This is a genomic window from Variovorax endophyticus (assembly GCF_025376855.1).
In the GTDB taxonomy this organism is placed as follows: Bacteria; Pseudomonadota; Gammaproteobacteria; order Burkholderiales; family Burkholderiaceae_C; genus Variovorax.
In genome coordinates, this window is sequence record NZ_JAHUTH010000031.1 from 1 (window position 1) to 20,764 (window position 20,764).

Genomic DNA, 20,764 nt, shown 5'->3' on the forward strand with positions numbered 1-20,764 from the left:
TCGCGGCGCCGCTGGCCGATCGCTTCTATGTGATGGAGCATGGCCGCATCGCCCTGAAGTTCGGCGCGGCCGAGCTCGAAGCCCGGATGCCCGTGCTCACCGAGCTGCTCGGTGTTTAGCGATCCCCATTCATCCACCAAGGAGGCAATCCCATGAAACAACGCAACCCATTCATCGCCATCGGCTTCGGCATCCTGGCGCTCGGCGCGGCCAGCGCGGTACAGGCGCAGGAGAAGGTCAAGATCGACTTCATCACCGACATGTCCGGCCTCTACGCCGACCTCGAAGGCAAGAACGGCGCGACGGCGATCCAGATGGCGATCGATGACTTCGGCGGCAAGGTCAACGGCCAGCCGATCGAGCTGCTGACCGCCGACCACCAGAACAAGGCCGACATCGCCGCGTCGAAGGCGCGCGAATGGATCGACACGCAGGGCCTGAGCATGGTGTTCAGCGGCACCAACTCCGGCACGGCGCTCGCGACCGCGAAGGTGGCGACCGAGAAGAAGCGCGTGCATTTCAACAACGGCGCCGCGTCCTCCGCGCTCACCAACGAACAGTGCAGCCCCTACACCGTGCACTACGCCTACGACACGGTCGCGCTGGCCAAGGGCACGGGCGCGGCGGTGGTCGACCGTGGCGGCAAGAGCTGGTTCTTCCTGACCGCCGACTACGCCTTCGGCGCCGCGCTCGAGGCCGACACCGCGAAGGTGGTGAAGGAGAAGGGCGGCACCGTGGTGGGCAGCGTCAAGCATCCGCTCAACGCCTCCGACTTCTCGTCCTTCCTGCTGCAGGCGCAGAACTCGAAGGCACAGATCCTGGGCCTGGCCAATGCCGGCGGCGACACGATCAATTCGATCAAGGCCGCCAGGGAGTTCGGCATCAACAAGACGATGAAGACCGCGGGCCTGCTGGTGTTCCTCACCGACATCCACAGCCTGGGCCTGAAGAACACCGAGGGCCTGCTGCACACCACGAGCTGGTACTGGGACCTGAACGACGACACGCGCAAGTTCGCCAACCGCTTCTTCGAGAAGACCAGGCGCATGCCGACCGACGTGCAGGCCGCCGACTACTCGGCCACCACCACCTATCTGAAGGCGGTGGCCGCTGCGAAGACCACCGACGCCGACAAGGTGATGGCGCAGCTCAGGAGCATGAAGATCGACGACTTCTACGGCAAGGGCCAGATCCGCGCCGACGGCAGCTTCATCCACGACATGTACCTGGTGGAGGCGAAGTCGCCGGCCGAGTCGAAGAAGCCCTGGGACTACCTGAAGGTGCTCAAGACGCTGCCGGGCGACCAGGTCTTCACGACCAAGGCCGAGAGCAAGTGCGCGCTCTGGAAGTGATCGACCCCTGCGGGCCCGAGCGGGCCCGCGCTTGCTGAATCCCCTATGACCATTTCCCTTCCCGCCCTGTTGAGCCAGCTCCTCCTGGGGCTGGTCAACGGCTCCTTCTATGCCATCCTGAGCCTCGGGCTGGCCGTCATCTTCGGCCTGCTCAACGTCATCAACTTCGCGCACGGCGCGCTGTTCATGCTCGGCGCGGTGCTCACCTGGATGGCGATGGAATATTTCGGCATCAACTACTGGGTGATGCTGATCGCCGCGCCCATCGTCATCGGCCTGTTCGGGGTGGTGATCGAGCGGCTGCTGCTGCGCTGGATCTACAAGCTCGACCATCTCTACGGCCTGCTGCTCACGCTGGGCCTCACGCTGCTCATCGAGGGCGTGTTCCGCTCCATCTACGGCGTCTCGGGCCTGGCTTACGACGCGCCCGAGGCGCTGTCGAGCGCCACCGACCTGGGCTTCATGGTGCTGCCCAACTACCGTGCCTGGGTGGTCGTGGCCTCGCTGGTCGTGTGCATCGCCACCTGGTTCGTGATCGAGAAGACCCGCATCGGCGCCTACCTGCGCGCGGGCACCGAGAACCCGCGGCTGGTCGAGGCCTTCGGCGTCAACGTGCCGCTGATGATCACGCTGACCTATGCCTTCGGCGCCGGCCTCGCCGCCTTCGCGGGCGTGCTGGCCGCGCCGGTGATCCAGGTCTCGCCGCTGATGGGCCAGAACCTGATCATCGTGGTGTTCGCCGTCGTCGTGATCGGCGGCATGGGCTCGATCATGGGCGCCATCCTCACCGGGCTGGGGCTGGGCGTGATCGAGGGCTTCACCAAGGTCTTCTATCCCGAGGCCTCGTCCACCGTCGTGTTCGTGATCATGGTCATCGTGCTGCTGGTGCGTCCTGCCGGCCTGTTCGGCAAAGAGAAGTGAGAGCGGGCGCATGAACATGAAAAAGATCTCCACCGTCGTCTACGGCCTGCTGCTCGTCGCGCTGGTGCTGGCGCCGTTCTTCGGCGCCTATCCGGTGTTCGTGATGAAGCTGCTGTGCTTCGCGCTGTTCGCCTCGGCCTTCAATCTGCTGCTGGGCTTCACCGGGCTCTTGTCCTTCGGCCATGCGGCCTTCCTCGGCGGCTCGGCCTACGTGGCCGGCCATGCGATCAAGGTCTGGGGCCTCACGCCCGAGCTGGGCCTGATCGCGGGCACCCTGGTGGGTGCGCTGCTGGGCTGGCTGTTCGGCGTGCTGGCCATCCGCCGCCAGGGCATCTACTTCGCGATGATCACGCTGGCCTTGGCGCAGATGATGTTCTTCGTCGCGCTGCAGGCCAGGTTCACGGGCGGCGAGGACGGCCTGCAGGGCGTGCCGCGCGGCAAGCTGTTCGGCCTCATCGACCTGAGCAACGACCTCACGATGTACTACGTCGCGTTGGCGATCGTGGCGGCCGCCTTCCTGCTGATCGTGCGCACCATCCACTCGCCGTTCGGGCAGGTGTTGAAGGGCATCAAGGAGAACGAGCCGCGCGCGCTGTCGCTGGGCTACGACGTGGCGCGCTTCAAGCTGCTGGCCTTCGTGATCTCGGCGGCGCTGTCGGGCCTGGCGGGTTCGCTCAAGACGCTGGTGCTGGGCTTCGCGACCCTGTCGGACGTGCACTGGACCGCGTCGGGCCAGGTGATCCTGATGACGCTGGTGGGCGGGCTGGGCACCTTGTCGGGCCCGCTGGTGGGCTCGGCCGTGGTCGTGCTGCTGGAGAACAAGATCGGCGAACTGGGCAACCTGCTCGCGCGCATCACCACCATCGACTGGTTCAACACGCTGGGCGAGTCGGTGACCATGGTCACGGGCCTGATCTTCGTGATCTGCGTGCTCGCCTTTCGCAAGGGAATCATGGGCGAACTGAACAGCCTGATCGAGCGCCTCGCCGAGGGCCGCAAGCGCGGCAGGTAGCCGCGGTCCCTCTCCCTTTTTTCACGACCAGCGAGGTGTCGATGTAGAGCGCAAACCCAACCCGGAAAGTCAGCAACTCAAGGAGGCAACATGAAAAGAAAGTTCGAAACGTTGTTCGTGGGCCAGGCCCTGTTCAAGACGGTATGGCGCACGGCCTGGGCGACGGTGGTCGTCGGGGCCGTGGCGGCCTGTGGTGGTGGAGGCGGCAACGACAATGCGAATGCCGCGGCGATCGCGGCGGTCGTCGCCGCCAATGCGGCCGGGTCCTCGGGCCCGCCTCCACCCGCGGTCGTGCCCGTGCCGCCGGTCGAGCCGTCGGTGCCGACGGAAGTGGCTCCTCCCGAAAAGAAGACCAAATGGGCCACGACCTGGCAGGCCGCGCTGTACCCCAACATCCCGCAGAACGAAAACTCCGACACCGTCCGGATGCGCATCCGGACGAGCGTGGGTGGCGAGGGGGTCCGGATCCGGCTGTCCAATGTCTTCGGCACCGCCACCATGCGCGTCGACCATGCCAGCGTGGCGCTGCCCGATGCCGGCAAGGCCTCGGACCCGACGGCCATCGACCTCGGCACGCGCAAGGTCCTGACCTTCAATGGCGGCAAGACCCTGGCCGAGGTTCCCGCGGGGACGGAGCTGCTGAGCGATCCCGTGTCGATGAATGTGCCGAAGCTCTCGGACCTGTTGATCACCCTGCATTTCCAAGGGCTGATCCAATATGCGGACATGCACATGAACGGTGCCGTCCCCTTGCCCGGGTACTTCGTGGTGAGGAACCGCGATGTCTCGGGCGAAGCATCGATCAAGGCGGCGGCACCGAACTATCAGGCCTACGACGGAGCCTTCAGCCTCAGCGAGGTCAAGGTGCTCGCGCCCGAAGAGACCCGTGTCGTCATTGCGATGAGCGAATCGATCACGGCCGGATTCGGCGCGAAGGGCATTCAGGAGCCATGGCCCGCCGTCTTGTCGAAGCTGGCGAATTCCAATGGCGAGCCGCTCGGCGTGGGCAATGCGGGCATCAGCGGCAACTCCATGATCGGCTCGGGCAGCGGACCCTCCTTGCGCAGCCGGTTCGAGCGCGACGTGCTGTCCCGCGATCCGACGGACATCGTCATCCTGGCCGGCGACAACGACCTCAATCAGGGCTATACGCCGGACCAGATCATCGAGCACTACAAGTACTTCGTCGAAACGGCCCGCGGCAGGAAGATCAAGGTCTATGGGGGCGTCAACACGCCGATCGGGAACATTCCCGGCGCCGGGGACGCGGGGAAGACCGGTTTTGTCAACGACCCCGCCAACTACGGCAAGTGGCTCAAGATCAACGAATGGATCAAGACGCCCGGAAACTTCGATGGCGTCATCGATTTCCCCGCGGTGGTGAGCAATCCCGCGAGCATGCCGCTCGCGCTCTCGAGCGATTGCTACATGCCGGGCAGTCCCATCCACCTGAACACGCGCGGTCTCGACGTGATGGGGACCCTGGCCTACGACGTCCTGTACGGAAAGAAGGAGAAGCCGGCCGCGCCTTGCAACGGGCTCGAATTCCCGCCATCCAACTGAGCGGACCGGGCATGGAGGAGGGCAGCGGCGTCTCCTCGGCGCGATGACTATCATCGCCCCATGCCCACCTCCCACCTCTACCTCATCACCGGCGCATCGCGCGGCCTCGGCCGCGCCATGGCCGAACAGCTGCTGCAGCCCGGCCACGTCCTGCTGTGCATCTCGCGCCGCCAGAGCCCCGAGCTCGCCGAACAGGCGAAGGCGGCCGGCGTCGAACTCGTGCAATGGGAACAGGACCTGTCCGATCCCGTCGCCTCGGCCGCGCGCCTGCGCGAATGGCTGGCGGCGCAGGACGCCCAGCGCTTCGACGCCGTCACGCTGATCAACAACGCGGGCACGGTCGGCAATCCGGCGCCGCTCGCGGCCGCGGTCGATGCCGAGCTCTCGCAGGCGCTGCGCATCGGGCTCGAAGCGCCACTGCTGCTGACGGCGGCCTTCCTCGGCGGTACGCGCGGCTGGCGCGGCGCGCGCAAGGTGCTCAACATCTCCTCGGGCCTGGGCCGCAACGCGATGGGCAGCCAGGCACCGTACTGCGCGGCCAAGGCCGGCATGGACCACTACTCGCGCGCGGTCGCGCTCGAGGAGGCGAACCTGCCGAACGGCGCGCGCATCGTGTCGCTGGCGCCCGGCGTGATCGACACCGACATGCAGGTGCAACTGCGTGGCGCCTCGGCCGAGAACTTCCCCGACCGCACGCGCTTCGAGAAGCTCAAGAGCGAGGGCCTGCTCGACAGCCCCGCGAGCGCGGCCGCGAAGGTGCTCAAGTACCTCGCGCGCGCGGACTTCGGCGCCAAGCCGGTGGCCGACGTGCGCGATCCGGACTGAGCACCCGCGCCATGGCCACCGCCCAGGGCATCGACACCGGCGAGTACAAGCTCTTTCCCTCGCCGCGCAACCGGCACCGCGTCGTCTTCACGCACCAGGTCTTCGTGCCGTACCCGTACGCGCTGATCGTGATGGACGAATTCGGTTTCCAGGGCCGCTACAGCCTGTTCGCGGCCTGCCGCGCGAGCGACGGCAAGATGGGCCAGCTCGCGGCCTTCGAGCTCGAGTCGGACGTGGCGGTGTTCAACCGCAAGTTCGTGCCGGACTGAGACGGGCTCCGGATGACGAGAACGTAACCGGGCGGATAAGTCCGCGTCGGTTTGCTTTCCTAGTGTGTGGGCGTGGAGAGATCGACGCCCCGGATGGCACGCCCACGCACCTCGCCGTATCTCCACCCCCGCGCCTGACATCCAGCCGCGGGGAACAACCACAGGAGATATGCATGTCGAACAGAAAAATCATCGCGCTCGCGGCCGCTTCTGCCCTGGCTGGCCTCGTGCCGGCCATGGCCCTCGCCCAGCAGAGCGTGCAGCACGTCGATGCGCCTTCGCACTTCGCGGCCAACGAAGCGGGCATCAAGACCCATGCGGAACTGGCCGGCTCGGGCAAGTCGACGGACCAGGTCGGCCAGGAGCTGGCGACGGCGCGAAGCGATCCGAAATGGAAGAACTTCCTGGCCTACGGCACGCCGGTTCCGGCGACCAATGCCCAGCCGAAGACGCGCGCCGAAGTGACGGCCGAACTCGAGCGTGCGCAGCGGCACCCCGGATGGGACCGGGCTTCGCGCTCGGGCGCGCCGCTGGTGCTGCCCGCCGCGCCGGTGCCCGTGTCGGCGCGCTGAGGTCCGGCGTCGCGCTTACTCGATGGTCGCGCCCGAGGCCTGCACGATGCCCTTCCACTTCTCGTAGTCGGTCTTGAGCAGCGTGCCGAACTGCTCGGGCGTCATGCTCTGCGGTTCGGCGCCCTGCGCGATGATCGCGGCCTGCATCTCGGGCGTGGCCAGCAGCTTGTTGACCTCGGCGTTCAGGGTGGCGATCACGTCCTTGGGCGTCTTGGCCGGCACGAACAGGCCGTACCAGGTGCTCACGTCGAAGCCCTTGTAGCCGAGCTCGGCCACGGTGGGGGTGTCGGGCAGCGAGCTGCTGCGCTTGGCCGAGGTCACGGCCAGCGGGCGCAGCTTGCCGGCCTTGATCTGGGCCATGGCCGAAGGCACCGACGACACCATCAGGTCGACGTTGCCCGCGAGCACGTCCATCATGGCCGCGTTCGAACCCTTGTAGGGCACGTGGCGCATCTTGATCTTGGCCGCGCCGTTGAAGATCTCGCCGGCCAGGTGGATGGTGGTGCCGTTGCCGGGCGAGCCGTAGGTGACGGTGTCGGGCGCGGCGCGCGCGGCCTTCACCACGTCGTCGAGCGTCTTGTACTTGGAGTTGGCCTGCGTGACGATCACCACGGGCGTGAAGGCCACGTGGGCCACCGCGGTCAGGTCCTTGGTCGGCTCGTAGCTGAGGTTCTTGTAGAGCCAGGGCGCGACGACCATGTTGTCCTTCTGGCCCATCACGATGTCGTAGCCCGTGGGCGCGGCGCGCGCGGCCTCGGCGATGCCGATCGTGCCGCCGGCGCCCGCGCGGTTGTCGGGCACCACGGTCCAGTGGTTGGTCTCGGTGAGCTTCTGGGCCACCAGGCGCGCCAGGATGTCGGTGCCGCCGCCGGGCGGGAAGGGCACGATCATGCGCACGGGCTTGGCGGGCCAGGCCTGGGCCTGGGCGGTGGAGGCGGCGCCGAAGGCCAGCGGAAGCGCCAGCGCGAGGGCCAGCGGACGAAGGAGTCTGCGGATCATGGGTGTTGTCTCTGCTCTAGGGGTTGGGGCCTGGCGCCGGCCACCGGGGCGGGTCTCGCCGCGCCGGGGATGCAGTGTGCCGGAAGCGCTCGGCGCGGGTTTTCGCGCTTCGCGATGGCCCTCGTCTCGGTGCGCGCTGGCCCGGGGACGGCGATTCTCTCCGATGAGCCCGCGCGGCGCCGCGGCAACGGCTTTGTGACGAGCCTTGACGCGGCTTGACAGGGCGCCCGGGGCGATCGAATACTTCACCGAACGGTTGAGTATTCATTGCTGCCCACAACAGGAGGCTCCATGCTCGGAAACATCGATGCCGTGGCCAATCTCGCGGTGAAGGACCTGGCGGCGGCGCGCCGCTTCTACGAGGACACGCTGGGCCTGGCCCAGGTCGACGCCGAGGGCGACGAGGTCATCGTCTACCGCAGCGGCAACACGCGCCTCAACGTGTACCGCTCGTCGTTCGCCGGCACCAACCAGGCGACGGCCGTCACCTGGCAGGTGGGGGCGGACATCGAGCGCCTCGTCGCCGCCCTCCGGGCCAAGGGCGTGCGCTTCGAGCGCTACGACATGCCCGGCACGCGGCACGAGGGCGACCTCCATGTCATGGGCGACATGAAGGTCGCGTGGTTCAAGGACCCCGACGGGAACATCCTGAACCTGATCAACGGCTGATCGATCAGCCGAAGTTCTTTTCGGCGAACTCCCAGTTGACCAGCTTGGCCAGGAAGGTCTCGACGAACTTCGGACGCAGGTTGCGGTAGTCGATGTAGTAGGCGTGTTCCCAGACGTCGACCGTCAGCAGCGCCGTGTCGGCGGTCGTCAGCGGCGTGCCGGCGGCGCCGGTGTTCACGATGTCCACGCTGCCGTCGGCCTTCTTCACCAGCCAGGTCCAGCCCGAGCCGAAGTTGCCCACGGCCGACTTCACGAAGGCTTCCTTGAAGGCGTCGTAGCTGCCCCACTTGGCATCGATGGCCTTGGCCAGCGCGCCACTGGGAGCGCCGCCGCCTTGCGGCTTCATGCAGTTCCAGAAGAAGGTGTGGTTCCAGATCTGGGCCGAGTTGTTGTAGATGCCGCCGCTGGACTTCTTGACGATCTCCTCGAGCGTCATCGACTCGAACTCGGTGCCCTTCTGCAGGTTGTTGAGGTTCACCACGTAGGCGTTGTGGTGCTTGCCGTAGTGGTACTCGAGGGTCTCCTTCGAGTACTCGGGTGCCAGTGCGTCGAGGGCGTAGGGCAGGGGAGGCAGGGTGTGTTCCATCGTGGGGTCCTTCTGGTTGGTAAAAAAGAAAAAGATGCGGGTCGGGCGCTCAGCCGGCGCCCTTGCCCGCCTTGGGTACGACGCGGTACGCGCAGCGCCGCGCGCCCGCGAGCACGTGCTCGACGCGGCTCACGGCCACGTCGGGCCCGAGCACCTCGTCGAAGAGCTGCAGCTCGCTGCGGCAGAAGCCCGTGCAGGCGCGCGCCGCGGTGCAGATCGGGCAGTGGTTCTCGATGAAGAGGAAGCCTTCGCCCTCGTCGTCGGGGCGGTACTCGGCCATGTAGCCCTCGCGGCTGCGCACCTCGGCCAGCCGCTCCAGCCGCGCGCCGATGCCGCGCGCGCCGCGCAGCGCCTCGCGGTAGCTGGCGCGCATGGCTTCCTCGCGCGCGCCGATCAGCTGGTCCATGCCCTTCTCGCCGAACACCTGGATCACGGCGCTGATCATCTGCACCGTCATCTCGGCATGCGTGTCGGGAAAGCGCGCGTGGCCCGAGGCCGTGAGCCGCCAGATCTGCGTCGGCCGGCCGCGCCCGGCGCTGCGGCTCTCGGCGTCGACCAGGCCCTCGGCCTGCAGCTTGGCCATCTGCTGGCGCACCGCCTCCACCGTGACCTGCAGCACCTTGGCGATGTCGGGGATGCCGAGCGCGCCGCGGGTCTTGAGCGTCGAGAGGATGCGGTCGGCCGGCTGGTGCGGGGTCCAGGCGGTCTTGGCGTCGGCGGTGTCGTTGGCGGACATGGCGCGGTCTTCGTGGGGAGCGGAACGGAAAGGCGGCAACCCTTGCATTGTCAGGTGCTCGGGGCGTCCTTCGCGGAAACGCCCGAAAGCCCCTTGGCCGCGCCCGCGTCGTGGCCCGCGGTCGGGGCGTCCGGCGCCTGCCATCCGCCGCCCACGGCCTTGTAGAGCGCGACCAGGCTGGTGTACGAGGCGGTCTCGGCCTCGGCCACCGCATCCTGCGCGCGCAGCAGCGTGCGCTGCGCATCGAGCACCGACAGGTAGGGCGCGGCGCCTTCGCGGTAGCGCACCTCGGCCAGCTCGGCCGCGCGCGCGCTCTGTTCCGAGGCCAGCACCAGGCTTTGCAGCCGCTGCTGGTTCTGGCCGTAGCCGGTGAGCGCGTTCTCCACGTCCTCGATGGCGCGCAGCACGGTCTGCTCGTAGGCCGCGCGCTCGCCCTGCGCGCGCGCCTGCGCGCCGCGCAGTTGCGCGCGCACCGAGCCCAGCCGCAGCGCGGGCCAGCTCAGGCCCGGCGTGAGGCTGAAGGCGCGGCTCGACCCGCTGCCCAGGTCCGAGCCGCGCAGCGCGATGAAGCCGAGGAAGCCACCGATGTCGAGCCGCGGGTACAGCGCGGCCGTGGCCGCGCCCACGTCGGCCGTGCTCGCTGCCAGGCCGCGCTCGGCGCGCAGCACGTCGGGCCGGCGGCGCAGCAGGTCGCCGAGGTCGCCCACCGGCAGCCGCTTGGCGAGCAGCCGCAGCGGGCGCGGCGCCAGCATCGGCTCGAGCTCGGCCGGCTGCAGTGCCGCGAGCACCGCCACGCGATGCGCGGCCTGGCGGCGCGCGGTCTCGAACAGCGGCAGCTGGGCCTCGGTGCTCTCGAGGTTGGCGCGCGCGCTCGCGAGGTCGCCCGCGAGGCCGCGGCCGATGCCGACCTGGGCCTCGGTCACGCGCAGGCTGTCGCGCAGGCTCTGCAGCGTGCGCTGCGTCACCGCGAGCCGCTGCTCGGCACCGCGCATCTCATAGTAGTTGCGCGCGAGCTCGGCCACCACCACGATGCGCGCCTGCTCGAGGTCGGCGGCCTGGGCCTCGGCGCGCGCGCTGGCGGCCTCGTCGAGCCGGCGCAGGCGGCCGAACAGGTCGATCTCCCAGCCGGCGTCGAAGCCCAGGCGGCTGCTCTCGGCCAGCGTGCGCGCCTCGGCCGGCACGCCGTTGCCCTGCGCGATGCCGCGGGTCTTGCTCGCACCCATCGTCACGGTGGGCCAGCGGTCGAGCTCGGCCTCGTCCTGCACGGCGCGGGCTTCGAGCAGCCGCGCCTGCGCGATGCGGATGTCGTGGTTGGCGGCCAGCGCGCGCTCGATCAGCGCGTCGAGCTGCGCATCCTCGAGCTGGCGCCACCAGTCGCGCTGCACCGCGTCGGGCGCGAACAGGTGGCGCTCGGGCGCGGCGATCGTCACCGGCGAGGTCTCGGGCGCCGCGTAGCGCGGGCCGACCGCGCAGCCGGCCAGCAGCAGTGCCGTGGCCAGCGTCGACAGGGAAAGGGTCAAGGCCTTCATGGTCGTTCTCCCGTGCTTCATGCGTGACTGCCCGCGGTGGCCGGTGTCGCCGGGCCGTCCTCGAGCGCCGCGAGCTCCGCCGCGCGCTTCGATTGCCCCGCGGCGCGGTGGTCGCGCGCGAGCAGCGTGTACATCGTGGGCAGCACGAACAGCGTGAACAGCGTGCCCACCAGCATGCCGACCACGATCACCAGCCCGATGCTGAAGCGGCTGTTGGCACCCGCGCCGCTCGCGAACAGCAGCGGCACCAGGCCCACCACCATCGCGGCCGTGGTCATCAGGATCGGCCGCAGGCGGATGCGCGCGGCCTCCTCGATCGAGGCGCGGCGGTCGAAGCCCTTGCGCGTCTGGATCTCGTTGGCGAACTCCACCATCAGGATGCCGTGCTTGCTGATCAGCCCGATCAGCGTCACCAGCCCGATCTGGGTGTAGATGTTGATGGTCGCGAAGCCCAGCGCCAGCGGCACCAGCGCGCCGCAGATCGACATCGGCACGCTGACCAGGATGATCAGCGGGTCGCGCAGGCTCTCGTACTGCGCGGCCAGCACCAGGTAGATCACGACGATCGCGAACACGAAGGCCAGCACCAGCGCCGAGCCCTCCTGCGTGAACTGGCGCGCGTCGGATTGCCAGTCGTAGCTGAAGCCGGCCGGCAGCTTCTTCGCCTCGGCGCTCAGGAAGGCCACCGCGTCGCCCATGGTCACGCCGGGCATCGGAATGGCCTGGAAGGTGGCGGCGTTGAGCTGGTTGAACTGCGTGAGCTTGTTCGGGCCCACGCTGGTCGACAGCTGCACCAGGTTGGCCAGCGGCACCGGCTGGCCGCTCGCGCTCTTCACGAAGTAGCGCGACAGCGCCTCGGCCGTCAGCCGCTGCTCGCGCGGCGTCTGCGGGATCACGTCGTAGGAGCGGCCGTCCATGCCGAAGCGGTTGACGTAGTTCTCGCCCACCAGCACGGCCAGCGTGTCGCCGATGGACTTCATGGTCACGCCCAGGCTGTTGGCCTTGGCGCGGTCCACGCGCACCTCGACCACCGGGTTGTTGAACTCGAGGTCGCTGTCGACCACGGCGAACTTGCCGCTCTCGCGTGCCGCCTTCTTGAGCGCCTCCATGGCCTCGAACACGCTGCGGTGGTCGCCCGGGCTGCGGATCACCATCTGCACCGGCAGCCCGCCGGTGGAGCCCGGCAGCGAGGGCAGCTGGAAGGCGAAGATGTTGCTGCCTTCCACCGCGCCCATGCTGCCCTGCACCTCGTGCTGGATCTGGTCGGCGTTGCGCTGGCGGTCCTTCCAGTCGGACAGCTGCACGCCGCCGATCGAGTTCGACACGCCGTCGGAGCCGTTGATCAGCCAGCGGCCGGTGTTCTCGGGCAGCGCGGCGAACACGTCGTCCCACTTCTTGCCGAACTTCTCGACGTAGTCGATGTTGGCGTGCTGCGGCGACTTGATCGCGGTCAGCACCATGGCCTGGTCCTCGCCGGGCGCGAGCTCGCGCTGCGCGGCGTTGTAGAGGAAGGGCAGGCTCGCGAGCACCACCGCGGCCAGCGCGCCCGTCACCCAGCGGTGGCGCAGCGACACGTCGAGCACGCGGCCGTAGCCGGTGGCCAGGCGGTGGAAGAAGCCCTCGGCCAGCCGCGCCATGCGCGTGCCGGTGGCGTCCTGCGGCAGCAGGAAGGAGCTCATCACCGGCGACAGCGTGAGCGCGATCACGCCCGACACCACCACCGCGCCCGCGAGCGTGAAGGCGAACTCCTTGAACAGCGAGCCGGTGAGTCCGCCCATCAGGCCGATCGGCGCGTACACCGCGGCCAGCGTGAGCGTCATCGCGATCACCGGGCCGGCCACCTCGCGCGCGCCGATCAGCGCCGCCTGCACGCGCGACTTGCCTTCCTCGATGTGGCGGTGCACGTTCTCCACCACCACGATCGCGTCGTCCACCACCAGCCCGATCGCCAGCACCATCGCCAGCAGCGTGAGCAGGTTGATCGAGAAGCCGAACAGCAGCATCAGCGCCGCGGCGCCCAGCATCGACAGCGGAATCGTCACCACCGGGATCAGCACCGCGCGCACCGAGCCCAGGCACAGGAAGATCACCAGCACCACGATCACCACCGCCTCGAGCAGCGTGTGGCGCACCTCGTCGATCGAGGCCTCGATGAAGCGCGCGAGCTCGAACGGCAGCTGCACCTCCACGCCCGCGGGCAGGTTTTGCTTGATGCCGGGCAGCAGTTCGCGGATGCGCTTCACGATCACCAGCGGATTGCCGTTGGGCGCGGCCTGCAGGCCGAGGTAGATGGCCTTGTCGCCGTCCATCATCGCGCTGACGTCGGCGCTCGCCGCGCCGAGCTCGACCGTCGCCACGTCGCCCAGGCGCACCAGCGCATCGCCGTCGCGCTTGATCACCATGTCGCGGAACTCGGCCACGTTCACCAGGTCGGTGTTGACGCGGATGTTCGACACCACGTACAGGCCCTTGACCTGACCGGGTGCCGCCTGCACGTTGTTCTGGCGCAGCGCGTCGGCCAGCTCGCCGGCCGAGATGCCGCGCGCGGCCATGCGGTTGGCGTCGAGCCACACGCGCATCGCCAGCGTCTGGCCGCCCGAGACCTCCACGCCCGACACGCCCTCGATCGACGCGAACTGCGGCTGCACCACGCGCGAGAGGTAGTCGGTGAGCGCGGGCATGCCCATGGTCTTGCTCGAGAAGCCCACGTAGGCCACGGCCGTGGCCTCGCCCGAGGACTTGAGGATCACCGGGTCGAAGGCCTCCTGCGGCAGCCGGTACTTGACCTGGCTCACCTGCGCCATCGCCTGCGTGAGCGCCTGGTTGGCGTCGGCGTTGAGCTTCATGCGCACGGTGATCACGCTGCGGCCCAGCGTGGAGGAGGACGACAGGTAGTCGACGTTCTCGATCGTGGCCACCGCCTGCGCGATCGGCTGCGTGACGAAGCCCTGCATCAGCTCGGGCGAGGCGCCCGGGTACTGGGTGGTGATGGTCAGCGTGGTGCTCTCGGTCAGCGGGTACTGGCGCACCGGCAGCGAGCCGAGGGCACGCGCACCCAGCAGCAGGATCAGCGTGCTCACCACCAGCGCCAGCACCGGCCGGCGCACGAACAGGTCGGTGAATCTCATGACTTGCGCTCCCGCACGGCCAGCGTGTCCTTGTCCATCGGCTGCACCGCGGCGCCGCCGTACAGGCGCAGCTGGCCCGAGGTCACGACGCGCTCGCCGGCCTGCAGGCCCTTCTCGATCACCACCTGGCCGTCCTGCCGGTCGCCGGCCGTCACGAACAACTGCTGCACCACGAAGCCCTCGCCCTTGTCGGCCGGGCGCACCACGTAGACCGAGTCGCCGTGCGTGCTGTAGGTGATGGCGGTCTCGGGCACGGTGATGGCGTCGGCGCGCGGCGGCAGCGCCACGCGCGCGCTCACGTACATGCCGGGCGCGAGCGCGCCGTCGGCGTTGTCGATCGCGGCCTGCAGCCGCACGGTGCGCGTGTCGCTGCCGATCTGCGGCTCGATCGCGCTGAGCCGGGCCTGGAAGGCGCGGCCGGGCCAGGCGTCGACGTTGAGCAGCACCTGCTGGTTGCGCTGGAGCGCGGGCAGGGCGGCCTCGGGCAGGGTGATGGTCGCGAGCAGCGTGCGGGCGTCGGTCAGCGAGACCAGTGCATCGCCGGCACGCACGAACTGCCCGAGGTTGACCTTGCGCAGGCCCAGCCGGCCGTCGAAGGGCGCCACGATGCGCTTCTGGGCGATCTGCGCCTGCACCCGCCGCAGCTCGCCGCTGGCCTGGTCGTAGCCGGCCTGCGCCTGGTCGAGCTGCTCCTGCGTGGCGGCCTGCTGCGGCAGCAGCCGGCGCGTGCGCTCGAGCAATGCCTTCGCATTGGCGCGCTGCGCCTGCAGCCGTTCGAGGTCGCCCTGCTCGGGCGCGTCGTTGAGCTGCACCAGCAACTGGCCCGCGCGCACCTCGGCACCCGCGGTGAAGAGGATCTTCGCGATCCGCCCCTCCACCTCGGCCGGCACCTCGACCTGCCGGTTCGCCTCCAGCGTGCCGATGCCGCTGAGGAAGCGCGGCAGTTCGGTCTGCCGCGCCGCGGCCACCGCCACCTGCGCCGGCGGCATGCCGCCGCCACCGGCGCCGTCGGCCGCTCTGGATTTCGCCACGAGGCCATAGCCGGCCCCTCCCACCACCACTGCCGCGAAGCCGGCACCGAGCCAGGCCCTTGATCGTGCGTTCATGATCATACCGTTATTAATCAAAGAAAGTACTTGGATTATTGGCGGGCTCGTGGCGGCCTGTCGAATAAAGGAAAGCAATGCCCCCGATGAAGGCGGGCTATCCGGGTCGTGTCGCGCATCTGGAATCTCCGAAGGTCGAGCGGCACATGCCGCTGCAGCGAAGACGGGCGATGGGGAGGGTTTGTGACGCGCGCGATTCACCGGTCCGGCGGCCGTGCATTGCGCGCGGGGCCGGGGGCCGATGTACATTGCGGCCTGCTCAAAAATCTTTCAGCATGGCCACCAAGTCCCGAAAAAAGCCCGCGGCCGTCACCGAGGACGAGGTCTTCGACATCGCTGCCGAGCTGTTCCGGGCCATGGCCGCGCCCATGCGGCTGAAGATCGTCAGCCTGCTGTGCAACGGCGAGAAGAACGTGAGCGAGCTGCTGGCCGAGATCGACACCACGCAGCCCAACATGTCGCAGCACCTCAACACCCTCTACCAGGCGGGCGTGCTCGCGCGGCGCCGCGAGGGCGTGAGCATCTACTACAGCATCGCGAACGAGACCGTGGTGGCGCTGTGCCGCAGCATCTGCGTGCAGATCGCCATCGAGCAGGCCTGAGGCCCGTGGCGGGCCGCCGCCCTCAGGGCTTCAGGTAGACGTAGCCTTCCTGCGCTTGCAGCCGTGCCACCTCGGCCACGCCCGAGGGCACCACCTTCGCTTCCATCAGCAGCCGGCCCGCGTCGATGTTGCGCGTGGTCAGCGTGTTGTTGCAGACGTCGAACACCACGCCGCGCGCGGCCAGGGCGCTCACCGGGCCGCTGAACTCGCGGCCCTTGCTGTCCTTCGCGTCGCTCAGCAGGAAGTCGATGCCGGGGCCGTGCGTCACCACCACGATCTTCGCCTTCGGGTCGGCGTTGAGGTGGTTCGTGATGTTGGCGAGGATGGCCGCGCTGGTCTCGACGCCGGTGTTGACGTGATAGACCGCCTTGACCACCTGCTGCGCGCCGGCGAACGACGCCGCGATGGCCAGAAGGAACGCGATGAATGCCTGTCTCATGGGGAAACCCTCGGTTGTTGTTGTGGACCTCAAAATATCATCTTCTACTTATATTTACAGCCGGGCAAGTCCGGGGTCGCGCGGCGATGCATCGCGCGACGATGAAAAAAGAGAGACGCCACGATGTTCCCGCTCCTTCTTCGCGCGCTTCTTCGCACGCTGTGGCCGCTGGCCTTCGGCCTCTTCGTGGCGAGCGCGCTCGCCGCGCCCGACATCGCGCCGCGCGCCGTCGCGCCCGATGTCTACTACGTGCAGGGCGTGCCGGCACTGGGCTCGGCCGAGAACCAGAACTTCATCTCGAACGCGGGCTTCGTCGTCACGCGCGACAGCGTGGTGCTGATCGATGCGCTCGGTTCGCCGGCCGCGGCCGAGCGGCTGGTGCGGGAGATCCGACGCATCACGCCCAAGCCGATCAGCCACGTGATCCTCACGCACTACCACGCCGACCACATCTACGGCCTGCAGGTGTTCAAGGCGCTGGGCGCGCAGGTGATCGCCCATGCGCTGGCCAGGACCTACCTGTACTCCGACGCGGCGCGGCTGCGCCTCGAGGCCTCGCGCAAGGACCTCGCGCCGTGGATCGACGACAGCACGCGGCTGGTGCCGGCCGATGTCTGGCTCGAGGGCCGCACCGAGATGACCATCGGCGGCACGCGCTTCGTGATCCAGCCCGCGGGCCCGGCCCACACGCCCGAGGACCTCGCGATCTACCTGCCGCAACAGCAGGTGCTGTTCTCGGGCGACGTGGTGTTCCGCAACCGCATTCCCTACGTGGGCACGGCCGACAGCCGCCACTGGATCGCGGCGCTCGATGCGCTGCTCGCGCTCGATGCGCGCATCATCGTGCCGGGCCACGGGCCGGCCTCCTCCGATCCGAAGCAGGACCTGCAGCTCACGCGCGACTACCTCGTGTTCCTGCGCGAGGCGATGCGCAAGGCCGCGGCCGACATGACGCCTTTCGAGGAAGCCTATGCGGCCACCGACTGGTCGCGCTATGAAGCCATGCCGCTGTTCAAGGCCGCGAACCGCATGAACGCCTACAACACCTACCTGTTGATGGAGCAGGAGACGCGATGAACGCGCGCGGCCCCACGCGGCGCGGCGCCCTCGCTGGCATCGCGCTGTCGTGCGCCTGGCCCGTGGCGAATGCCGCCGAGTCGGCGCTGCCCGCGCCCGACTCTCTGGCCGATGCGCTCGCCAATGCGCTCGCGCGTTCGCAGCCGCTGGTCGTGATGGCCAGCCTGCGCGGCTGCCCCTTCTGCCGCATCGTGCGCGAGCACTACCTGATGCCCGAGCTGGCGACGGGCCTGCCCGTGGTGCAGATCGACCTGCGCGACCGCCGCATCGTGCGCGACTTCGACGGCGCGTCGCGCACGCACGAGGCCCTGCTCGCGGCCTGGGGCATCGCGGTCGCGCCCACGCTGCTGTTCTTCGGCCGCGGCGCGCGCGAGGTCGCCGAGCGGCTCGCGGGCGGGGCCTCGGATTTCTACGGTGCCTACCTCGAGCAGCGGCTGAACCAGGCCCGTACAGCCGTGCGCGCGTGATCGCGAGCTAGCGTTATGCATGAGCGTGCCGAGCGGGTTTCCCCCAGGCACGAAGCCCTTCCCATCGACGCGCGGACTCCTAAAATCAATACATAACGATTTACTTATTTAACGATGAAACTGGCAGCTTCGATGCGAGTTTCGAGGAGACGAAATTGAAGTTGTTGCCGTCGCTCGCGGTCGCCGCCGCATTGCTGATCTGCGCCCAGGCGCATGCGAGCAAGGAGCTGGCCCAGAAGAACGCCTGCCTCGCCTGCCACGCGACCGACAAGAAGCTCGTGGGTCCGGCCTACCAGGACGTCGCGAAGAAGTACGCGGGCCAGTCCGATGCGCTGGCCGTGCTCACAGCGAGCATCCAGAAGGGCAGCAGCGGCAAGTGGGGCCCGGTGCCGATGCCGGGCCAGCCCGCGCTGAGCGAGGCCGACGCCAAGTCGCTGGCCGCGTGGGTGCTGGGCGGCGCCAAGTAGGCCGGCGTTGCGAAGGCCTGCGATGACGACCATCCAGCAGCCCGGCCAGGTGCGCAAGGCACCCGAGAACTTCGTCGACGCGCAGGGCGTGCGCACCGTGTTCTCGGAAGCGCGCAAGGGCCGCCGCGATTTCATCCGCGGCGCCTTCGCGGCCGCCGTCGCGGGCGGCGCGGCAACGGCGGCGCTCGCGCAGGCCGATGGCGATCCGGCGATCCTCCAGCTGCCCGCGCACAGCACCGGCCTCGGCCAGCCCGTGGTCACCGACGGCTACGGCAAGCCCTCGAAGTACGAGGCCAACGTGCAGCGCCGTCAGAGCCCCGGCCTCACGCCGACCGCGCAAGCCTCGGTCTCGTTCGCGCCGCTGCAGTCGCTGTTCGGCATCGTCACGCCCAGCGGCCTGCACTTCGAGCGCCATCACCAGGGCTGGTGGGACATCGATCCGTCGAAGCACCGCCTGATGGTCAACGGCCTCGTGAAGGCCGCCAAGGTCTTCACGCTCGACGAGCTGATGCGGCTGCCCTCGGTGTCGCGCTTCCACTTCATCGAATGCGGCGCCAACACCGGCATGGAATGGGGCAACGTCGCCGTGCCCACCGCGCAGTACACGCACGGCATGCTCTCGTGCAGCGAGTTCACGGGCGTGCCGTTGATCACGCTGCTCGAGATGGCCGGCGCCGACCTCAAGGGCGAGCGCTTCGTATTGGCCGAGGGCGCCGACGGCTCCTCGATGACGCGCACCATCCCGATGAGCCTGGTGCGCTCGGGCGAGGTGCTGGTGGCCTACGGCCAGAACGGCGAGATGCTGCGGCCCGAGCAGGGCTACCCGCTGCGCCTGGTGGTGCCGGGCGTGCAGGGCGTGAGCTGGGTCAAGTACCTGCGTCGCATCGAGCTCGGCGACATGCCCTACGGCACCAAGGACGAGACCGTGCACTACGTCGACCTGATGCCCGACGGCCAGCACCGCCAGTACACGAGCGTGCAGGAATGCAAGAGCGTGGTGACCACGCCCTCGGGCGGGCAGATGCTGCTGGACAAGGGCTTCTACAACATCACCGGCCTCGCCTGGTCGGGGCGCGGCAAGGTGAAGCGCGTCGACGTCAGCGTGGACGGCGGGCGCAACTGGCGCAGCGCGCGGCTCGAGTCGCCGGTGCTCTCGAAGTGCCTCACGCGCTTCAACATCGACTGGGTGTGGGACGGTTCGCCGGCCATCATCCAGAGCCGCGCGATGGACGACACCGGCTACGTGCAGCCCGGCTACCGCCAGCTGCGCGCGGTGCGCGGCACGCGATCGATCTATCACAACAACGCGATCCAGTCCTGGCAGGTGCAGGCGAGCGGGGAGGTGGCGAATGTCCAGCTCGGCTAGCCGCATCGTGCTGCGCGCGCTGCTGGCGCTCGCGGGCTGCGGCGTCTGCATCGCCACCTGGGCGCAGCCGAAGGCCGCCTACCCGGGCATCGGGCGCGACGCCACGCCAAAGGAAGTGGCCGCCTGGGACATCGACGTGCGCCCCGACTTCAAGGGCCTGCCCAAGGGCTCGGGCTCGGTCGCGCGCGGCCAGGACCTGTGGGAAAGCAAGTGCGCCTCCTGCCACGGCGTGTTCGGCGAATCGAACCAGGTGTTCAGCCCCATCGTCGGCGGCACCACGGCCGAGGACATCAAGACCGGCCACGTCGCGCGGCTCAAGGACCCGGCCTTCCCGGGCCGCACCACGCTGATGAAGGTGGCGAGCCTCTCGACCGTCTGGGACTACGTCTACCGCGCCATGCCCTGGAACCAGCCCAAGTCGCTGACGCCCGACGACGTGTTCGCCGTCACCGCCTACATGCTGAACCTCGGCGGCATCGTGCCCGACGACTTCACGCTGTCGGACCGCAACATCCGCGAGGTGCAGGCGCGCATGCCGAACCGCGACGGCACCACCACCGCGCACGCGATGTGGCCCGGCAACGAGTTCGGCCGCGCGGCGAAACCCGACGTGACGGCGGTCGCCTGCATGCGCGACTGCGTGCCGGCCACGCAGACCGTGTCGCAGCTGCCGCCGCATGCGCGCGGCAGCCACGGCAACCTCGCCGAGCAGAACCGGCTGGTGGGCCCGCAGCGCGGCATCGACACCGCGCCGGCCGCGAAGGCCGGTGCCCCCGCCGCGGCGGCACCGGCCTCCAAGGCCCCGCTCGCCGTGCTCGAGAAGAACAGCTGCGTCGCCTGCCACGGCATGACGCAGAAGCTCGTCGGCCCCGCCTTCTCCGACATCGCGAAGAAATACCCGGGCCAGGTCGACCACCTGCTCGAGAAGATCAAGAGCGGCGGCAGCGGCGTATGGGGTGCGATCCCGATGCCGCCGCAGACCATCGGCGACGACGATGCCAGGGCCGTCGCGCGCTGGCTCGCCGAAAGCGCCGGGCCATGACGCGGCAGCCACGCACCCGGCCCACCATCGATTCGAC

21 protein-coding genes and 1 pseudogene are annotated in these 20,764 nt (G+C 68.9%); 15 read left to right on the top strand and 7 right to left on the bottom strand.

The window, feature by feature from the left end:
- The 8 genes and pseudogenes from KV106_RS31375 to KV106_RS31410 all read left to right on the top strand — a co-directional run.
- A pseudogene (locus KV106_RS31375) lies at positions 1 to 119 on the top strand (ABC transporter ATP-binding protein); the annotation flags it as partial.
- 33 nt (positions 120 to 152) lie between these two features.
- Positions 153 to 1,352 carry an ABC transporter substrate-binding protein gene (locus KV106_RS31380; protein WP_261215095.1) on the top strand — a complete coding sequence of 400 codons (1,200 nt, stop codon included), beginning with the start codon at positions 153 to 155 and terminating at the stop codon, positions 1,350 to 1,352.
- Between the two features lie 45 nt (positions 1,353 to 1,397).
- Positions 1,398 to 2,273 carry a branched-chain amino acid ABC transporter permease gene (locus KV106_RS31385; RefSeq protein ID WP_057597932.1) on the top strand — a complete coding sequence of 292 codons (876 nt, stop codon included), beginning with the start codon at positions 1,398 to 1,400 and terminating at the stop codon, positions 2,271 to 2,273.
- 10 nt (positions 2,274 to 2,283) lie between these two features.
- A complete protein-coding gene (locus KV106_RS31390) occupies positions 2,284 to 3,285 on the top strand; it encodes a branched-chain amino acid ABC transporter permease (protein ID WP_261215096.1) in 1,002 nt (333 codons plus the stop codon).
- Positions 3,286 to 3,375: 90 nt separating this feature from the next.
- A complete protein-coding gene (locus KV106_RS31395) occupies positions 3,376 to 4,848 on the top strand; it encodes a GDSL-type esterase/lipase family protein (protein WP_261215097.1) in 1,473 nt (490 codons plus the stop codon).
- Between the two features lie 60 nt (positions 4,849 to 4,908).
- A complete protein-coding gene (locus tag KV106_RS31400; RefSeq protein ID WP_057597807.1) occupies positions 4,909 to 5,673 on the top strand; it encodes an SDR family NAD(P)-dependent oxidoreductase in 765 nt (254 codons plus the stop codon).
- Positions 5,674 to 5,684: 11 nt separating this feature from the next.
- Positions 5,685 to 5,942: a hypothetical protein gene (locus KV106_RS31405; RefSeq protein WP_057597808.1), complete on the top strand. Its 258-nt coding sequence runs from the start codon at positions 5,685 to 5,687 to the stop codon at positions 5,940 to 5,942.
- Between the two features lie 173 nt (positions 5,943 to 6,115).
- Positions 6,116 to 6,514 (top strand): hypothetical protein, encoded by a 399-nt coding sequence (locus KV106_RS31410; RefSeq protein WP_261215099.1) that lies wholly within the window; start codon positions 6,116 to 6,118, stop codon positions 6,512 to 6,514.
- A 15-nt stretch (positions 6,515 to 6,529) separates the two neighbouring features.
- On the opposite strand, the gene KV106_RS31415 is transcribed toward KV106_RS31410, so the two are convergent.
- A complete protein-coding gene (locus KV106_RS31415) occupies positions 6,530 to 7,513 on the bottom strand; it encodes a Bug family tripartite tricarboxylate transporter substrate binding protein (RefSeq protein WP_261215100.1) in 984 nt (327 codons plus the stop codon).
- A gap of 291 nt (positions 7,514 to 7,804) precedes the next feature.
- On the opposite strand from KV106_RS31415, the gene KV106_RS31420 reads away from it, so the two are divergent.
- Positions 7,805 to 8,182, top strand: a complete 378-nt coding sequence (locus KV106_RS31420) for a VOC family protein (RefSeq protein ID WP_261215102.1) — start codon at positions 7,805 to 7,807, stop codon at positions 8,180 to 8,182.
- A gap of 4 nt (positions 8,183 to 8,186) precedes the next feature.
- On the opposite strand, the gene KV106_RS31425 is transcribed toward KV106_RS31420, so the two are convergent.
- From KV106_RS31425 to KV106_RS31445, 5 genes are read right to left on the bottom strand one after another with little or no spacing between them, the layout of a single operon-like run.
- Positions 8,187 to 8,768, bottom strand: coding sequence for a superoxide dismutase (locus KV106_RS31425; protein ID WP_261215104.1), 582 nt, complete (start codon positions 8,766 to 8,768; stop codon positions 8,187 to 8,189).
- A gap of 49 nt (positions 8,769 to 8,817) precedes the next feature.
- Positions 8,818 to 9,504 (bottom strand): helix-turn-helix transcriptional regulator, encoded by a 687-nt coding sequence (locus KV106_RS31430; RefSeq protein ID WP_057593587.1) that lies wholly within the window; start codon positions 9,502 to 9,504, stop codon positions 8,818 to 8,820.
- A 50-nt stretch (positions 9,505 to 9,554) separates the two neighbouring features.
- Entirely contained in the window at positions 9,555 to 11,054 is a 1,500-nt protein-coding gene (locus tag KV106_RS31435) for an efflux transporter outer membrane subunit (RefSeq protein ID WP_409976578.1), read from the bottom strand.
- Complete coding sequence (locus KV106_RS31440) at positions 11,051 to 14,161, bottom strand: MexW/MexI family multidrug efflux RND transporter permease subunit (RefSeq protein WP_057593586.1); 3,111 nt, start codon at positions 14,159 to 14,161, stop codon at positions 11,051 to 11,053. Before KV106_RS31440 ends, KV106_RS31435 begins: the two co-directional genes overlap by 4 nt.
- Positions 14,158 to 15,267: an efflux RND transporter periplasmic adaptor subunit gene (locus KV106_RS31445; RefSeq protein ID WP_261215116.1), complete on the bottom strand. Its 1,110-nt coding sequence runs from the start codon at positions 15,265 to 15,267 to the stop codon at positions 14,158 to 14,160. Before KV106_RS31445 ends, KV106_RS31440 begins: the two co-directional genes overlap by 4 nt.
- 275 nt (positions 15,268 to 15,542) lie before the next feature.
- On the opposite strand from KV106_RS31445, the gene KV106_RS31450 reads away from it, so the two are divergent.
- Positions 15,543 to 15,869 carry an ArsR/SmtB family transcription factor gene (locus tag KV106_RS31450; protein ID WP_093355146.1) on the top strand — a complete coding sequence of 109 codons (327 nt, stop codon included), beginning with the start codon at positions 15,543 to 15,545 and terminating at the stop codon, positions 15,867 to 15,869.
- A 22-nt stretch (positions 15,870 to 15,891) separates the two neighbouring features.
- On the opposite strand, the gene KV106_RS31455 is transcribed toward KV106_RS31450, so the two are convergent.
- Positions 15,892 to 16,308, bottom strand: coding sequence for a DsrE family protein (locus tag KV106_RS31455; protein WP_261215120.1), 417 nt, complete (start codon positions 16,306 to 16,308; stop codon positions 15,892 to 15,894).
- Positions 16,309 to 16,431: 123 nt separating this feature from the next.
- Between KV106_RS31455 and KV106_RS31460 the strand changes: the two genes are divergently transcribed.
- From KV106_RS31460 to KV106_RS31480, 5 genes are all read left to right on the top strand, one after another.
- Positions 16,432 to 17,385, top strand: coding sequence for an MBL fold metallo-hydrolase (locus KV106_RS31460; protein ID WP_261215121.1), 954 nt, complete (start codon positions 16,432 to 16,434; stop codon positions 17,383 to 17,385).
- The gene (locus tag KV106_RS31465) at positions 17,382 to 17,852 is read left to right on the top strand and encodes a thioredoxin domain-containing protein (protein ID WP_261215123.1); all 471 of its coding nucleotides are present in this window, start codon (positions 17,382 to 17,384) and stop codon (positions 17,850 to 17,852) included. Before KV106_RS31460 ends, KV106_RS31465 begins: the two co-directional genes overlap by 4 nt.
- Before the next feature lie 164 nt (positions 17,853 to 18,016).
- Positions 18,017 to 18,319 carry a c-type cytochrome gene (locus tag KV106_RS31470; RefSeq protein ID WP_409976580.1) on the top strand — a complete coding sequence of 101 codons (303 nt, stop codon included), beginning with the start codon at positions 18,017 to 18,019 and terminating at the stop codon, positions 18,317 to 18,319.
- A gap of 22 nt (positions 18,320 to 18,341) precedes the next feature.
- Positions 18,342 to 19,685: a sulfite dehydrogenase gene (gene soxC, locus KV106_RS31475; RefSeq protein ID WP_261215133.1), complete on the top strand. Its 1,344-nt coding sequence runs from the start codon at positions 18,342 to 18,344 to the stop codon at positions 19,683 to 19,685.
- Positions 19,669 to 20,727 carry a c-type cytochrome gene (locus KV106_RS31480; RefSeq protein ID WP_261215135.1) on the top strand — a complete coding sequence of 353 codons (1,059 nt, stop codon included), beginning with the start codon at positions 19,669 to 19,671 and terminating at the stop codon, positions 20,725 to 20,727. Before soxC ends, KV106_RS31480 begins: the two co-directional genes overlap by 17 nt.
- Positions 20,728 to 20,764: the final 37 nt, after the last annotated feature.

Bases quoted from the DNA above. Each gene is read 5' to 3' on its own strand.
- KV106_RS31445 (WP_261215116.1), bottom strand. From the start codon at position 15,267: ATGAACGCACGATCAAGGGCCTGGCTCGGTGCCGGCTTCGCGGCAGTG.
- KV106_RS31455 (WP_261215120.1), bottom strand. From the start codon at position 16,308: ATGAGACAGGCATTCATCGCGTTCCTTCTGGCCATCGCGGCGTCGTTC.
- KV106_RS31395 (WP_261215097.1), top strand. From the start codon at position 3,376: ATGAAAAGAAAGTTCGAAACGTTGTTCGTGGGCCAGGCCCTGTTCAAG.
- KV106_RS31425 (WP_261215104.1), bottom strand. From the start codon at position 8,768: ATGGAACACACCCTGCCTCCCCTGCCCTACGCCCTCGACGCACTGGCA.
- KV106_RS31480 (WP_261215135.1), top strand. From the start codon at position 19,669: ATGTCCAGCTCGGCTAGCCGCATCGTGCTGCGCGCGCTGCTGGCGCTC.
- KV106_RS31430 (WP_057593587.1), bottom strand. From the start codon at position 9,504: ATGTCCGCCAACGACACCGCCGACGCCAAGACCGCCTGGACCCCGCAC.
- KV106_RS31385 (WP_057597932.1), top strand. From the start codon at position 1,398: ATGACCATTTCCCTTCCCGCCCTGTTGAGCCAGCTCCTCCTGGGGCTG.
- KV106_RS31450 (WP_093355146.1), top strand. From the start codon at position 15,543: ATGGCCACCAAGTCCCGAAAAAAGCCCGCGGCCGTCACCGAGGACGAG.
- soxC (WP_261215133.1), top strand. From the start codon at position 18,342: ATGACGACCATCCAGCAGCCCGGCCAGGTGCGCAAGGCACCCGAGAAC.
- KV106_RS31380 (WP_261215095.1), top strand. From the start codon at position 153: ATGAAACAACGCAACCCATTCATCGCCATCGGCTTCGGCATCCTGGCG.
- KV106_RS31410 (WP_261215099.1), top strand. From the start codon at position 6,116: ATGTCGAACAGAAAAATCATCGCGCTCGCGGCCGCTTCTGCCCTGGCT.
- KV106_RS31465 (WP_261215123.1), top strand. From the start codon at position 17,382: ATGAACGCGCGCGGCCCCACGCGGCGCGGCGCCCTCGCTGGCATCGCG.
- KV106_RS31420 (WP_261215102.1), top strand. From the start codon at position 7,805: ATGCTCGGAAACATCGATGCCGTGGCCAATCTCGCGGTGAAGGACCTG.
- KV106_RS31405 (WP_057597808.1), top strand. From the start codon at position 5,685: ATGGCCACCGCCCAGGGCATCGACACCGGCGAGTACAAGCTCTTTCCC.
- KV106_RS31400 (WP_057597807.1), top strand. From the start codon at position 4,909: ATGCCCACCTCCCACCTCTACCTCATCACCGGCGCATCGCGCGGCCTC.
- KV106_RS31435 (WP_409976578.1), bottom strand. From the start codon at position 11,054: ATGAAGCACGGGAGAACGACCATGAAGGCCTTGACCCTTTCCCTGTCG.
- KV106_RS31390 (WP_261215096.1), top strand. From the start codon at position 2,284: ATGAACATGAAAAAGATCTCCACCGTCGTCTACGGCCTGCTGCTCGTC.
- KV106_RS31460 (WP_261215121.1), top strand. From the start codon at position 16,432: ATGTTCCCGCTCCTTCTTCGCGCGCTTCTTCGCACGCTGTGGCCGCTG.
- KV106_RS31440 (WP_057593586.1), bottom strand. From the start codon at position 14,161: ATGAGATTCACCGACCTGTTCGTGCGCCGGCCGGTGCTGGCGCTGGTG.
- KV106_RS31415 (WP_261215100.1), bottom strand. From the start codon at position 7,513: ATGATCCGCAGACTCCTTCGTCCGCTGGCCCTCGCGCTGGCGCTTCCG.